Below are 15,713 nucleotides of genomic sequence, written 5' to 3' on the forward strand. Positions count from 1 at the left end.
AGAGGCTTGGCTCCGTTTGTGTAGTAAATCCATTTAAAAAGTTACGTTCAATCCGAATGTCCAGGTAGAGCTGATCGGGTAGCGGGAACCTGAGCGGCCGGTTATTTCCGGATCCCAGAATTTTACCTTATCCCAGGTGTGCAGGTTTTCGCCCTGTACATAAAGCCGGATAGCATTTAATTGCAGCCGTTTTACAAAATCCTGCTTTAATGTATAGCCCAGTTCTATATTCTTCAGGCGTATATAAGAGGCGTCGCGATACCACCAGGTACTTGAACGGGTATTATTTCCGCTGTTTACCGTACTCAATCTCGGAAATAGTACGTCCTGGTTGTAAGGGTCGGCGTAGGTCCAGCGGTTCATTGCCTCTTCGCGCAGCGCTTCATCGGTAATGGAACGCAGGAAGGGGTAGAAGTTCTCCACTTTATTCAGCAGGTACGTAGAAAACCGGCCCGCACCCTGAAAGAACACGGCTGCACTAAACCCTTTCCAGTCTGCGGTGAGACCAAAACCATACACAATGCCCGGCACGCTGCTTGAGAAGAAGCCGTTAGCGTAGGTTTGATCATAGTTGTCGATGATGCCATCGCCGTTCAGATCGCGGTAACGGATATCACCCGGCGCCACGGCCAGTTTCGGATCCGGTAACCCGGATTTTAACTGGTAGCTTTGCGACCCGTTGGGATTGGTTGTAATGATAAAATCATCCGGTGTGTAAAGTCCTTCTGCGATATACATGATGGGCTGGCCGATGCTTTGACCGGTATATGCCTGGTATGCATATGACTGTGGTATTTCGTCATACTCTACCACCTTATTTTTGGTATAGGTGTAGTTGACGCGTGCACTAAGGGTGAGCTCATTGAATTTTTGTGTTCCCGTTACATTAAGATCGAGGCCCCGGTTATTGGTGCGGCCGAAGTTCTGCATCGGAGCCACGCGCAATCCCGCTGCGGTAGGAAGTGTATTGCGGCGCATCAATATATCATAACGTTCGTTGTAAAAGAAGTCGATGGTTGCGTCGATATGGTTATTGAATAAACCGATGTCGATACCGGCATTGAATTTATCTTCTTCTTCCCATTTTAACTGAGGGGTGGCATAGTCGCTTTCCACGATGCCGGCTCCCGGGCTACCAGATCCTTGTCCGTTATTGGCGGCTCCCGATCCTCCCGTCCAGCTATAGTTATATCCGGCATCGCCTTCATTCAGCTTTTCGCGGTAAGGAAAGCGGCCGAGGTCATTGGCCAGCACATCATTACCGGTTTTACCATAGGAAAGACGGAATTTCAGTTTATTGATGGCATTGGCCAGGGGCTCCCAGAATTTTTCATGACTTACCCACCACGCGGCGCCAACGGCAGGAAAAAATCCCCAGCGGTTGCCGGATGCAAAGTTTTCGCTGCCCGTCATGCCGGCACTGGCTTCCAGCAGGTAACGCCCGTCAAAGCCGTAGGTACCCCTTGCTACCAGGCTTTGCTTCCGATACGGCAGCATCTCCAGCCCGTTGCTCCGGTTCTGGTATTGTTTTTCCTTTTGGTTATACAGTACAAGACCTGTTACATCGTGTTTATCAAACACGCGTTTGTAGTCAAAGGCCGTTTCAATATAGGTGTTGCGTTCGCCTGAGCTGCCGGCGGATGTGGGGTTCGACAAGGCGGCCCCGCCACGGATCTGGTTAAAGATCAGGTTGCCGTTTACATCCCTGGAATTGGCGTAATAAGATACCGCCTCCTTAGTGCGGTTTACCCTTCCCTGCGATAAGTTGTCAAAGCCAACCGCTCCGCGCCAGGAGAGTCCCCGTGTAATTACATCCAGTTTTTGCGTAAGGTTCACTTTAGATTGTAAGGTTACCTCCTGGTTCTTACTGTACCCCATATTATTAAGCAGGTTGTAGGGGTTGGCCCGTTCTGCAGTGCCTACCGAACCTGCCGAATATACCGGGTGCTCTGCAAAGGTGCCGTCTGAATACACCATCGGGAAAAGATACCGGGGAGCCAGGGAAATAATGCTCCAGAGCTGATCTGCTGTGGATATCGGTGCATTTTGTTTTACAAAAATTCCGGCAAGATCCACCGACATTTTTGTGGTTTTGGTCAGATCCATATCGATATTGGAACGAAGGTTAAAACGCTCGTATTTCAGATTGGCGTTATAGTTCTCTACCGTATTGCTGTTATACAACCCGTCTTCCGTATAGTAAGCGCCGGATGTAAAAAAACGTACCCGGTCTCCGCCGCCCCTGAAATTGATGGTATAGCGGGAAACATTCGTATGTGGTTTTAAAAGATCCAGCCAGTTGGTATTGGGATACAGGTCCGGATCAGCGCCGGTAAGGTATTTTTCCAGTGTAATATCATCGTAAGTGGGAACCCAGCCGGTAAGCGGGTTGCCTTTCTCGTTCCAGGTGGCTTCATTGTACAGGCTCAGGGTCCGGTACGAATCCAGCGATTTTGGTACACGGATCGGTGTGCGTACGGCGTGCTGCAGATCGGCTGTGATGGCGGTCTTTGACGGCAGCCCCCGTTTTGTAGTTACCAATACCACACCATTGGCGCCTTCCGCACCATAAACGGCGGTTGCGGCGGCATCTTTAAGCACCGAAAATGTTTCAATATCCTCAACCGGTATATTGCTCATATCACTGGCGCTGCGGGGTACCCCATCAATAATGATCAATGGATTGGTACCTCCTGCAAATGAACTGACCCCGCGGATCCAGAAATTGGAATTGTCGTATCCCGGTTCGCCGGAAGGTTGTATGGCAATGATGCCGGGCAATTTACCGGCCAGGGAATTGGATAAACTCCGGCCTGTAACGGACAGCTCTTTGGCTGTTACAGTACTGATGGAAGATACCACACTTTCTTTTTTCTGTTGCCCGTAACCGATCACCACTACTTCATCCATATTCGGAGTGCTTACGGTGAGCCGTATATTGATCACCGGTTCATCCTGCTTCACCACACGTTCTTCCGTAGTATGGCCCACATAGCTGAAGCGTAAGATATTTCCCGGTGCCGCATGTATGCTGTACCGGCCGGTGGCATCCGTATTGGTGGTGGTGGTTTGGTCTTTTACCGATATGGTTACGCCGGCAACGGGATTGCCTTCCGCATCGGTAACCAGCCCTGTAACGGCGCTATTTTGTGCCAGCAGCCCAAAGGGCATGCCGCAAAGGAAAAGCAGCGCTAATAGTTTTACGGAAAAAGAGGTGCGATGGCCGTATGTATGATTGTTGAATAGTCTTAATTTCATGAGTGCTGGGTTTCTGTAATTTTTATTCTATATCGATGACTAAAGATGCCGGGGAAACTTTGGTGTCCAGTGTGAAGACATACGTCCTTCCGTTTCCAAGCGACCGGTTGCTGCCTGTTGCAATGATCTGGCCGATGCTGCTGGCAGTAGCTGCTTTTAATTCAAAGCGCGCAGAGCCTGCAGACGAGGAGGGCGAACCCGGGCTTCCGTAAAGGGTTTGCGTTAATACCAGGCTAAATGGATTGCTCATTGAACGGCTGTTCTGATAGAAGGAAATGCCGGCAGTGCTTCCGGATACGTTGCTGAGGAACAGGGTGCTGCCGGCCACCAGTTTGATCTGGTAAATGCCGTTGCCCAGCGGTGCCATTGCAATATTCTTTTCGGCATTCCAGAGTGTTGGATTGCTCGTCATGGACGGAACGCCCAGCCGCTCAGCCGGAGCCGAACCACCCTGATCACCAATGCCTCCGTTGATGTACACACCACCGGTTTTGGTTGCAGTGTTAAAATCCGCCAGGGCATTGCCGTTCATGGGCTCTATTTTAAAATATTTCAGGTTCTGATCGGCCTTTACACGGTATTTACCGCTGGCAGCCCGGAATTTATACGAGCCATCACTGTTCTTATCAAGAAAACTGGGATCGATCCACCAGGTGGCGATATCCGTGAAGCCATCGATAACAATGGATTGATTTTGGGTGAAATCATGTTCGATAACCGCGGCATTGGCTTCAAATGCGGGAAACTCAACATTGCCAAATGAGGGTTTCAGGAAGGGCTTCCCCTCAAAGCTGCGGGTGTCGAAGGATACGGTGTAGGTTGTACCCGGTGCACCAACAACCTGGAAAGGAATTGAATCCTGGCTGGTGGCGTTTGCAACAATGGTTTTACCGCCAAAATAAAAACGGTTTCCGTTATCGCCGTAAGCAGGTGCCTCAATCAACGCATTTAATTTGGTGGATGGAAAGGCCTGGGTAACGGCGTATTTGTAAGGTTCCCCGGCAACCGGTTCCATCCGGTAATCGCCATACGCTGTTTTTAAGGTGAGGTAAGGGAATTTTGGACGGGTGATCTGCACCGGCACTGTGACGATGGAATAGTTAAAATTCTTGTTTTTAACCATCAGCTGTATTTCAGCAGCGCCGTCTTCAATACCCTGCACAAAGGGTACCAGCAGTTTGGTATCATACGTACCTTCTTCCTTAACGGGAATAAGTGTTTCCGAAATTTTTGCATTGTCCCTGTAAAAGGATACCTTAATGCTGCTCAGCGGGAATTGGCCGTTTGCAGTTATCGCAAGCGGAATGCTGTCGCCCATATACGCCACCTCGGCCGTTTGATACGATGTGATTGCGGGCGTATCGATTTTGCTTTCATTCTTTTTGCAGGAATAGAGTAATAGGAATACCCCAATCATCGGCAGGAAAATTCTGGCTCTTTTCATCATGACATTTTAAATCGTTAAATATTTAGGATGCTGAAACTCTCCTTCGCAAGCATTCAGACAACCCATAGCGCAAGAAAAAGTGGAACCCGGCAAAACTACCGGCCCGGGAAGGGCGAAAACGGCTTGCGGGTTCAAAAATTAAGATCCGGGCACCTGGATTTTGGTTTTAAGTATTTGATTATCAATAATTAATGTTTCTATCTGCTTTGAAAAAAAGTGGACACAAGTGATATTGGAGAACGGTTTCAATACCAGCCGGTTCATTTGAACGAAAACGGCGAGTGGGATGTTATATCAAATCGTCCGTCCTCCGGTACTACTTTTTTTTAACTGGGGTTAATTTTAAAGTGTTGATAATTAGTGGTTTGAAAAATTATGACCGCATTATTATCTCACTTTCAGTCTAATCTGAAATTTTGAGCATAATTCCGGGTAATAAATTTGCCAGCCACAGCCCGGAAACACTATGTAGAGATTTGCTTTTCAAAAACCGATGCTTTGCGATATGATAAATGAAAAATTGACAGACCGTCCATTGCCCCGCACCCGCCGGATAAGGAAAACAGCGGGGAAGTACATGATTGCTTTTTGGTGTATTTTCCTGGTCATTACACCAGGACTGCATGCGCAATGGTTGTGGGATGCGGAAAAAATGCATACCATTAAAAAACAGTTGCACACATCCGCTTATGCAAAGGCCTACCGCTTGCTGCTATCGCAGGCAGACGAAGCCATCAATACCCCCGCTTATTCGGTAACTCAAAAAAAAGGCGTAGCGCCAAGTGGCAGCAAGCACGATTATGTAAGTTTGAGCCGCTACTGGTGGCCGGATCCGCATACTTCCAACGGGCTGCCCTATGTTTTTAAAGACGGGCAATCCAACCCCGAACTGAATCGTTATGACCGCAATACGCTGGGCGATATGTGTGCTGCTGTTCACACCTTGTCGCTGGCCTATTTCTACAGCGGCGCGGAAAAATATGCACAAAAGGCGGTCAGCCTGCTCCGTACCTGGTTTCTCGATGCGTCAACACGGATGAATCCCAACCTGGAATATTCGCAATTCATTCCCGGAAGAGACCGTTCCAAAGGACGCCCCGAAGGTCTGATTGACAGCTACTCTTTTGTGGGGATGCTCAGCAGCGTGGCGCTGTTAAAAGGATCGGAAGGGTATACCGCACAGATGGCACAGGGATTGAAACAGTGGTTTGGCGATTTTGCGAAATGGTTACAAACAAGCGAGCAGGGACAAAAGGAGCAGGCTGCCAAAAATAACCATGCCACCGCTTATGATGCCCAGCTCATTACTTATTTATTGTTTTCGGGAGATGAGGCGGCGGGCCGGCAACTGATCGATGCATTTCCGGGGAAAAGAATCTTCGCCCAGATTGAACCCGATGGCAAACAACCCAATGAATTATGGCGCACACTAGCCTATCACTATTCCGAATATAATCTGAGCCATATATTAGATGTATGTGCTACTGCTCAAAAACTGGGTGTCGATTTGCTGCATGCCACATCCGCCGACGGTCGGTCGATATTTAAAGCGGTGGATTACCTCGCCTCTTTTTTAGGTAAGGGAGTAGAGCGCTGGCCGTATAAGCAGATTAGCGGATGGGAGGCCAAGCAGCAAAGCGTTTGCGAGGATATGGTTCGGATACTGGCAATGGATCCTGCGCAAACCAGGTACCGTACATTGATTGGCAAATATGCCCGGCAGGATTTTTCGGACAGGAACCGTTTGTTGTATGGCGCCTACGATAACCAATAGCACCGGTAAGGCGGCTATTTACCAGGGGAGTTGCGTTCCATTTACATAGCCTGGTTTGTAAGCGCCGGCGACAGCGTATGGAAACAGCAACAAAGAAAAATAAGCACAAGGCAAAAACAAACAGAAAATGAAAAATAACATATGGATAGGACTAATGTTCCCGGTCCTTTTTGGGGGGTGCGGAAAAACAGATGACGGGAGTGGCTTTGTGCCGGAGCAAACCATTAAAAAGCCCACACCTTCTTCATCCACATCCGCGGACGGACCCTTTGTGCATCCCGGTGTGTTAAACACAACCGTGGCCCTGGATCTTATTGCCGCGCAGGTAGACCGCAGTGATCCGGTGCGGACGGCGGCGTACAAAAAAGTAACGGATTTTATCAGTTCCCACACCTACCCGGCTTCTTTTCCTGCTATCGTATATGTAGGTTCCAACGGGCATACCAGCCCCTCAAAAAGCCAGATCCGCTCTGATGCCGAACTGGTGTACGCCTATGCCTTGCGTTTTGCGAAAACCGCAGATATAGCGGACGCGAATAAAGCCATTGGTATTCTGAACGGATGGGCCTCCGGTTTTCAGAAGTACGATATTATCGACAATACGGACAATCCTAACCAGCCGGCCCTGGAAACTTCCTGGACAACTCCCAGTTTTGTAGCCGCGGCGGAAATTATCCGGTACTATAAGCCCCGGGGCGTTTCGGCCAACTGGTCGCAGGCCGACATCGATAAATTCAGCAGTTACCTCAACAATGTAACGGGTTATATCAATAAGATCCCTAACTACACTAATAACTGGAATGTGTCTGCGGGCTATGCTAAAATGGCCATCGGCGTTTTCCTGAACAATACAACTGTTTATGAAGACGGCAAAAACATACTGAATACCGTACTGCCACAGGTTATTAAAAATGATGGCACGATGCCTGAGTTATGCGACCGCTCCGATTGTGTGCATTACCAGTATTCGCTTACCGGTCTTACGTATGGCGCAGAAATAGCGGCCATGCAAGGCGACAATTCCTTGTATACGGCTTTATCCGGCCGGATCTCTTCAGGATATGATTTTATGCGTAAGGCCTATAACCAGGGCACCGGTTGCAATTTTTGCAGTGTAAGCAGTCCCCAGTTTCCCGGTGTGGAAGTGGCCCTGAACCATTATGGAACTTCTAATATGCAATCCCTCCGGGATCAGCAGGCGCCCCTGGGGGTACCCAATGATAATACGTTTCTGGGCTTTACTACGTATACACATTATAAAATTAAATAACCGGCGGTGAAACGAAGCGGAGCCCTGCCATATTAAGATAACGATTAAACAGCATCGGTATCTGCCATGAAAAAAGTACATCGGGTGCGGTAAAATAAACATAAATTGCTGGTTGATCTGCAGTGCCATTGCGGGCCCGGGCCGGCCAGCCATTTTTACCTTTAAATAACAATAGCCATACAATGAAAATAATTGCAGGTGGTATTACGCTCATTTTAGGGATTTGCTGGTCCTGTTCGTTTCATGCATTTGGACAACCGTTTTTACGGACGGATGGCAAAAAGATCGTGGATGGATCGGGAAAAGAAGTGCTGCTCAGGGGAATGGGGCTGGGGGGCTGGATGCTGCAGGAAGGATACATGTACCAGTTAGGTTTTTTAGGACAGCAATATAAGATCCGCGAAAAAATAACCACTTCCGTTGGTGCTGAAAAAGCGGCCGTCTTTTATGATCGGTGGCTGGAGAACCACACTACAAAAAAGGATATTGCTGCATTGGCCTCGTTGGGGTTTAATTCTATCCGCCTGCCCATGCATTATGCGTTGTATACGCTGCCGGTGGAGCAGGAACCGGTGGCCGGCGGAAATACCTGGCTGGAAAAGGGTTTTGCACTAACGGATAGCCTGTTGGCCTGGTGCAAGCAATACAAAATGTACCTGATCCTTGACCTTCACGCCACACCAGGCGGCCAGGGGCACGATCTGCCGATTGCAGACCGAAATCCTGCCCAACCCGCATTGTGGCAAAGTGCGGCCAACCGGAAAAAGACCGTTGCTTTATGGAAGCAACTCGCCCAACGCTACGCCGATGAGCCCTGGATCGGCGGCTACGACATCATCAATGAGCCCAATTGGGGCTTTGATGATGAAAACGATAAACGCGGTACCTCAGAGCAGCATAATATTCCGCTGAAGGCGTTGCTTAAAGAGATCACTGCTGCCATCCGCAGTGTAGATAAGCACCATATCATTATTATTGAGGGAAACGGTTTTGGAAATAACTATAACGGCATGTTTCCTTTGTGGGACTCCAATATGGTATTGAGTTTTCATAAGTATGGAAATTTCAATAATACCGCAGCCATCCAACGCTTCCTGGATCTCCGCGAAAAATACAATGTTCCGCTATGGCTGGGTGAGTCCGGCGAAAATTCCAATACCTGGTTTCGCGAAGCGATAAAGCTATGCGAAGATAACGGCATCGGCTGGGCCTGGTGGCAGCACAAAAAAATGGGGATCAATAATCCGTATGAGGTAAAGCAGCCCGGGGGCTACAAAGCATTGCTTGCCGACTGGTCGGGCAAAGGGCCAACACTGGCTGCTGCTGAAGCCTGGGGGATTTTAAACGAGTGGCTGGAAAATATAAAACTGGAGCACAACATCTTCCATGCCGATGTGGCCGATGCCCTGTTCCGGCAGGTGGCGAACAATACGGCTATTCCTTTTAAACCGCTAACGATTGCCGACGGTTTAACCATTAAAGCAACAGACTACGATATGGGCGCGCAACGAGTGGCGTATTACGACAGCGATTCGGCCAGTTATCATTACACGCCCGGTGTAAATACGGCCGGCAACAGAGGATGGACCTATAGGAATGATGGGGTAGACATTAAAAGCAGCGGTAATGAAACCTATGTGTATCATATTGAAGATGGAGAATGGCTCCAGTATACAATTACAGTAAAAAGCGGCGGCTACTACCGGATCCGTTTTAGGACCCGGTCTGAAAAAGAAGGAGTCATTACGGTATTAAACGATGATCAGCCGGTAACAAAGATAACGGTTCCGCCGGCTTCGAAGGGTGACTGGGTCGTTACAGCAAGTCAGCCGCTGAAGTTAAACAAAGGCATGCACCGGTTAAAGCTGGTTGTTGAAAAAGGAGGCTTTGAGTTTGTTGATATGACGCTAAAAAAAGAAAAATAGGCGAACAGCTATACAAGCTGGAGCTTTAGTTTTTTTGAAAAAAGAACGATTCATGATACGTAAGAAATACAGCACATTTTTATATTTATTGGTTCTGATAACGACCGGAGCCGCAGCGCAGCAGGCTACATACACTGGGGGTAGCAAAATAAATATATATACAACGGCGCAGGCAACCGGCGACCGGATCGCCAAAGCCGTTTTGGATAAAGGTTTTGAACCACTGGAGCAACCGAAGGAAACGCAGGTATGTATCTTTATAGACCCTTCAAAAACCTTTCAGGACTTTACGGGTATTGGTGGAGCCATTACGGATGCGGCCGCTGAAGTGTTTGCAACGCTTTCAAAAGAGAAACAGCGGGAGTTGTTAAATGCCTATTATGATTTAAATAAGGGGATCGGCTATTCGCTTGCAAGAACCAATATCAATAGCTGTGATTTTTCCAGCGATAGCTATACCTATATCCAGGATCAGGATGCAGCACTGAAAACGTTTGATATTGCACATGATAAACAATTTAAGATCCCGCTCATTCGGCGGGCAATGGCTGCCACAGGCGGCACACTCCGTTTATATGTAAGTCCCTGGAGCCCGCCTGCCTGGATGAAAGACAATAATAGTATGCTGAAGGGTGGTTCGCTGTTAAAGCAATATTACAAGCCCTGGGCCAATTATTTTATTAAATACATCAACGCACTTAAAAATGAGGGTATTCCCGTTTGGGGACTTTCTGTTCAAAACGAGCCCATGGCCGTACAGCGCTGGGAGAGCTGTATTTATACGGCGGCAGCAGAGGCCGACTTTATAAAAACGGCGCTGGGACCCGCTTTGCATAAGGCCGGTATGGGCGATAAAAAGCTGATCATATGGGATCATAACCGCGATTTGATTTACCAGCGCGCCAGTGTAACGTTAAAGGATCCGGCGGTGGCCAAATATGTGTGGGGCATCGGCTATCACTGGTACGAAACATGGACGGGGAGTGATATGATGTTTGATAACCTGAAACGGACGGCAGAAGCATTTCCCTCTAAAAATTTGATCTTCACCGAAGGCTGTAAAGAAAAATTTTCAATGGATAGCATCCGTAACTGGAGCCTGGGCGAGCGCTATGGTCTGTCGATGATCAACGATTTTAATGCAGGGACCGTAGGATGGACAGACTGGAATATTTTGCTGGATGAAGCAGGTGGTCCCAACCATGTGGGTAATTTTTGTTTTGCCCCGGTTCATGCCAATACACAAACCAACGAAATTATTTATACCAATGCCTATTATTACATAGGGCATTTTTCAAAATTCATTCGCCCCGGTGCGAAGCGGATTGCGGCTGCATCCAATCGTACGGATCTGCTGACAACAGCTTTTAAAAATGCGAATGGAAGTATTGCTGTAGTGGTGATGAACAAGGGCGATAATAAAATGGCGTATCATCTGTGGATACAAGGTAAAGCGGTAGCAATAAACTCACCCGGTCATTCTATTCAAACAATTATGCTGTAATGCGCAACCTGTTATTGCTGATATATTTTATTGGTGGGTATTGCCCGGTGCTTTTTGCAGGCAATGAAGAGCCGCTGGTACTTGTAAACCAGGTGGCCTATGAATGTGAAGGGTATAAGACAGCGATGTTTAAAAGCCGGCGGGAGCCTGGGCAAAATGACCGGTTTCGGCTGGAGGATGCTTTTACGGGCACTATTGTTTATTCGGGCCGGCTGCAAAAAGCCCTGCAGGTAAGGAACTGGTCGGAAGACTGGTATGCGGTGGCTGATTTTTCTTCTTTTAAAAAGACGGGTACCTATAAGATTTCGGTAGCAAGCTCCGGAGCCGTTTATCGTTCTGCCGATTTCCGGATTGCCGCAAATGCACTCGTAACAACGGGCATACCGGCCGTTCTGCATTTTTTCCAACAGCAACGCGCCCGTTCACCCGAAGAGTTAAGTGCCGATCAGCATGTGCAATTGTACGGTTCTGAAAAGCGGGTAGATCTGAGAGGCGGCTGGTGCGATGCATCGGGAGATGTAAGCAAGTATTTTTCCCATCTGGCATATACAAATTTTATGCTGCCGCAGCAAACACCCATGGTTGCCTGGTCGCTCATTCATACTGCTGAGAAAATTCCTCATATGCTTGAGGCCGCAGGTATTACTGCCGCATTTGCAGATGAGGCCTTGTATGGTGCCGATTACCTGTTACGTTCACTTTCGGAAGAAGGGTATTTTTATATGACCTTGTTTTCCTATTTTAAAAAGGATCCGGAAGCAAGACGGGTAGTGGGACTGCTGGCAAACAGTAAAACAACGGCCGATTATCAATGTGCATGGCGGGAGGGCGGAGGTATGGCCATAGCGGCGCTGGCCAGGATATCGCGCTGGAATCAAAACCGGGAGTTTACTGCAGCGCAATATCTGGCGGGAGCGGAAAGAGCGTTTGCACATTTGCAAATAAACAGTGTAACATATGCTGATGACGGCAAGGACAATATTATTGATGACTATAGTGCATTGATGGCGGCCACGGAACTTTGGCTGGCCACCGGTAAGGCCGTATATAAAACAGCAGCACGAAAAAGGGCCGCCGGTCTTTCAAAGCGGATGTCTGCTGCCGGCTATTTTATAGCAGATGATCATCAGCGCCCCTTCTGGCACGCCGCGGATGCAGGGTTGCCTGTTATAGCCCTGGTGCGTTATCTGGATGCGGAACAGGATATGGTTTATCGGGAAAACGCATTGCGCACTATCAAAGAAGCGATCGACTATAACTTAACTGTAACCCGTGAAGTGCCCAATCCTTTTGGTTATGCACGGCAGCATTTCAATTTCAGGAATGGAGTGCATAGTGGTTTTTTTATTCCTCACGAAAATGAAAGCGGCTGGTGGTGGCAGGGCGAAAATGCCCGCCTGGCGTCATTGGCTGCTGCGGTTCTGTACGGCGGCCGGCTGGTATATCCGGATAAAAATCCCTGGGGTGTAAAGAAATCGCTGTTGCAGTATGCGTTCAACCAGGTTGCATGGATCCTTGGAAAAAATCCTTACGATATATGTATGATGTACGGATACGGGAAGAAGAACGTACCCTATATGGCATCCATGTACGGGCACGGGTCCGGGAAAGGTGGTATCTCCAATGGTATCACCGGTAAAAACGGCAGCGCCGACGGCACAGGCATTGATTTTAAAGTTGAAGACAATGGCAATGAGTGGCGCTGGAGCGAACAATGGATCCCGCATACCGCCTGGTTTTTACAGGCGATAACGGCATTGGCACCGGATGGAGCATAGCGGTTAAATAAATTGTTGAATGAAACATACAGGTATATGAAAAAAATCGGGGGAATAATACTGGTTTGCTTTTTATGGGTAATTCAACTCCGGGCGGAAAGCGCACTACTACCCGCAGACTCAACCCGGGTGTTGGTGCTAACCGAAAGAGGCGGGTTGCACGAACCTTTTGTTGCTGCGGCATTGAAATGGTTAAACACCTTCGCGCAGGAGCACTGCTTACAGTTAAGGGTCATCAATCATCCCAGGGAAATAGAGCACGAAGATCTGGCCGTTTATAAACTGTTTATACAACTGAACTATCCACCATATAACTGGACTCCCAAAACAATGCAGGCGTTTGAGCGGTATATTGATAAGGGGCAGGGCAGCTGGATTGGTTTTCATCACGCTACTTTGCTGGGGGCTTTTGATGGTTACCCGATATGGAACTGGTTCTGCGATTTTATGGGCGGCATCCGGTTTAAAAATTATATTGCTAAAAAAGCAACGGCCAATGTACGTGTCGAGAAGACAAAACACCCGGTAATGGACGGATTGCCAACCGTCTTTTCAATTCCGGACGATGAGTGGTATACATTCGATAAAAATCCGCGCGTCAATGTAACCGTACTGGCAAATGTAGATGAAAGCAGCTATCAGCCCATGTCCGATATTACAATGGGCGATCACCCGGTGATCTGGAGTAATGAGAAGAAGAAAGCAAAGAATGTGTATTTTTTAATGGGGCATGGCCCCGGACTGCTGCAAACCGAAGCGTTTACTAAAATGGTGGCAAATGCCGTTTTGTGGTGTCTGAAAAAATGATCCCGGGAAATTGCCATAAATAAAATATAAAACACGCATATGAAGAAAAGAATCGTATATCTATCCGTTTTTTTATTGTATACGGTTGGTGTTAATGCACAGGCGCCGCGTTATCCGCGGTTTAAAGTACTGGCTTTTTATAGTACAAAGGTGGAGCGTGCCCATGTGGAATTTGCGAATGATGCCATCCGGTTTTTTAAGGGATTAACGATCGGTAATGGTTTCGTCTTCGATACCACCAGTTATATGCAGGATCTGAATGAGGACAAAATCAAAGATTACCAGCTGGTGATGATGATCAATGATTTTCCGCACAGTGCGGCACAACGGGCGGCATTTGAAAAATATATGGAACAGGGTGGTGGCTGGCTGGGGTTTCATGTAGCCGCGTATAACGACCGCACTACAAATTGGTCCTGGTTTGTTAATTTTTTGGGCGGTGCCGTTTTTAACCGCAATAGCTGGCCCCCGTTGCCTGCCAAACTGGTTGTAGAGGATGATACCCATCCTGTAACAAAAGCATTGCCAGGATCATTTATTGCACCCTTAAACGAGTGGTACCAGTGGAAGCCAAGCCCTCGCGAAAATAAAAAGGTAAAAGTACTGGTAAGTTTGTCGCCGGATAATTACCCGCTTGGCCTTAAGGATATTTTACCGGGTGGTGATACGCCGGTGGTTTGGACCAATACGGATTACCGGATGATTTATTTGAATATGGGACATGGAGATAACATTTTTTCAGATGCCACGCAAAATAAACTGATCATCGATGCATTTCGCTGGGTGGTTGCCAGTGATAAAAAAGGAGATGTATTTAAAAAATAAAACGCTACCGTACACTTTTAAAAAGAATTGATCAAACAAAATATAATGCTCATGATAAAGCGCAGTTTTCTTTCTGGTATCCTGTTTCTTTGTGTTGTTGCCTGTTTTGGAGACAACTACAGGAAAAATAAAAAGATCATCGTAGCGTATGTGACTTCATGGACAAAAACGCTTCCGGATCCCAGGTATGTAACGCATATAAATTATGCCTTTGGACATGTTACAGCAACTTTTGATGGGGTCCGGATCGATAACGAGCAACGGTTAAGAGAAATTGCTTCGCTCAAAACGGCCAATCCGCATTTGAAAATTCTGCTTTCAATAGGCGGCTGGGGAAGCGGAGGGTTTAGCGAAATGGCGGCCGATGCGGGCAACCGGGAAAAGTTTTCCAATGACTGCGCCCGCATTGTAAAGCAATTTGAGCTGGATGGTATCGACATCGATTGGGAGTATCCCACCAGCAAAGCCGGTGGGATTTCAGCTACACAGGAAGACACCCGGAACTTTACATTGCTGATGAAACAGATCCGTAAATCTATCGGAAGGAAAAAACTGCTGACACTGGCCTCCGTGATCAGCGGGCAGTATATTGATTTTGCGGCCATAAAAAACCTGGTAAATTTTGTTAATATCATGGCTTACGATGCCGGAAGGCCACCGAAACACCATGCAGCACTTTACCGGTCGGCAATGACCGGCTGGGCATCCGGCGAGGAAGCTGTTAACGCACATAAACTGGCTGGCATGCCATCTGCCAAACTGGTGCTGGGCATTCCCCTGTATGGAAGAGGAAATAAAACAGACATTAAAGAGTTTGTACATTACCGCGATCTGGTAAAGCTGGAAGGCTTTATCAGCAAATGGGACTCTGTAGCGCAGGTGCCTTACCTGGTGAATGCCGCCGGCGAATTTGTGTGTTCGTTTGAATCGCCCGAATCCATTGCCATAAAAGGAAGTTTTATACGGGAAAAAGGATTACTGGGTGCTATGTATTGGGAGCACGCCGGAGATACGGAGGACAATGTGTTGGGAAAGGCGATTTTCAGTTCGGTTGTAACGGGTGCGGATTAACCCCGGTCACCTGCGTTTGAAGGGCGCTGCTTTTAAACGGCCGGTGTTCCTGAA

10 protein-coding genes are annotated in these 15,713 nt (G+C 47.9%); 8 read left to right on the forward strand and 2 right to left on the reverse strand.

The genetic code is table 11. The annotated features are described in order from the left end of the window. Positions 1-33: 33 nt before the first annotated feature. Positions 34-3,258 carry a SusC/RagA family TonB-linked outer membrane protein gene (locus LQ567_RS18545; protein WP_231006997.1) on the reverse strand — a complete coding sequence of 1,075 codons (3,225 nt, stop codon included), beginning with the start codon at positions 3,256-3,258 and terminating at the stop codon, positions 34-36. Positions 3,259-3,280: 22 nt separating this feature from the next. Continuing rightward, positions 3,281-4,702, reverse strand: a complete 1,422-nt coding sequence (locus tag LQ567_RS18550) for a DUF5125 domain-containing protein (protein ID WP_231006998.1) — start codon at positions 4,700-4,702, stop codon at positions 3,281-3,283. Between the two features lie 508 nt (positions 4,703-5,210). Between LQ567_RS18550 and LQ567_RS18555 the strand changes: the two genes are divergently transcribed. The 8 genes from LQ567_RS18555 to LQ567_RS18590 all read left to right on the forward strand — a co-directional run bounded on the left by LQ567_RS18555 (position 5,211) and on the right by LQ567_RS18590 (position 15,659). After that, complete coding sequence (locus tag LQ567_RS18555; protein ID WP_231006999.1) at positions 5,211-6,479, forward strand: alginate lyase family protein; 1,269 nt, start codon at positions 5,211-5,213, stop codon at positions 6,477-6,479. A gap of 127 nt (positions 6,480-6,606) precedes the next feature. Continuing rightward, positions 6,607-7,749: an alginate lyase family protein gene (locus tag LQ567_RS18560; RefSeq protein ID WP_231007000.1), complete on the forward strand. Its 1,143-nt coding sequence runs from the start codon at positions 6,607-6,609 to the stop codon at positions 7,747-7,749. Positions 7,750-7,931: 182 nt separating this feature from the next. Then, positions 7,932-9,674 (forward strand): cellulase family glycosylhydrolase, encoded by a 1,743-nt coding sequence (locus LQ567_RS18565; protein ID WP_231007001.1) that lies wholly within the window; start codon positions 7,932-7,934, stop codon positions 9,672-9,674. 52 nt (positions 9,675-9,726) lie between these two features. Further along, positions 9,727-11,178, forward strand: a complete 1,452-nt coding sequence (locus tag LQ567_RS18570; RefSeq protein ID WP_231007002.1) for a glycoside hydrolase family 30 protein — start codon at positions 9,727-9,729, stop codon at positions 11,176-11,178. Next, positions 11,178-12,956 (forward strand): glycoside hydrolase family 9 protein, encoded by a 1,779-nt coding sequence (locus LQ567_RS18575; RefSeq protein WP_231007003.1) that lies wholly within the window; start codon positions 11,178-11,180, stop codon positions 12,954-12,956. Before LQ567_RS18570 ends, LQ567_RS18575 begins: the two co-directional genes overlap by 1 nt. Before the next feature lie 36 nt (positions 12,957-12,992). After that, positions 12,993-13,763, forward strand: coding sequence for a ThuA domain-containing protein (locus LQ567_RS18580; RefSeq protein ID WP_231007004.1), 771 nt, complete (start codon positions 12,993-12,995; stop codon positions 13,761-13,763). Positions 13,764-13,802: 39 nt separating this feature from the next. Next, complete coding sequence (locus LQ567_RS18585) at positions 13,803-14,588, forward strand: ThuA domain-containing protein (RefSeq protein ID WP_231007005.1); 786 nt, start codon at positions 13,803-13,805, stop codon at positions 14,586-14,588. 51 nt (positions 14,589-14,639) lie between these two features. Continuing rightward, on the forward strand, positions 14,640-15,659 hold the full coding sequence (locus LQ567_RS18590) for a glycoside hydrolase family 18 protein (RefSeq protein WP_231007006.1): 1,020 nt from the start codon (positions 14,640-14,642) through the stop codon (positions 15,657-15,659). The last annotated feature ends 54 nt before the right edge of the window (positions 15,660-15,713 follow it).

The sequence above is a fragment of the Niabella pedocola genome (genome assembly GCF_021044425.1).
In the GTDB taxonomy this organism is placed as follows: domain Bacteria; phylum Bacteroidota; class Bacteroidia; order Chitinophagales; family Chitinophagaceae; genus Niabella; species Niabella pedocola.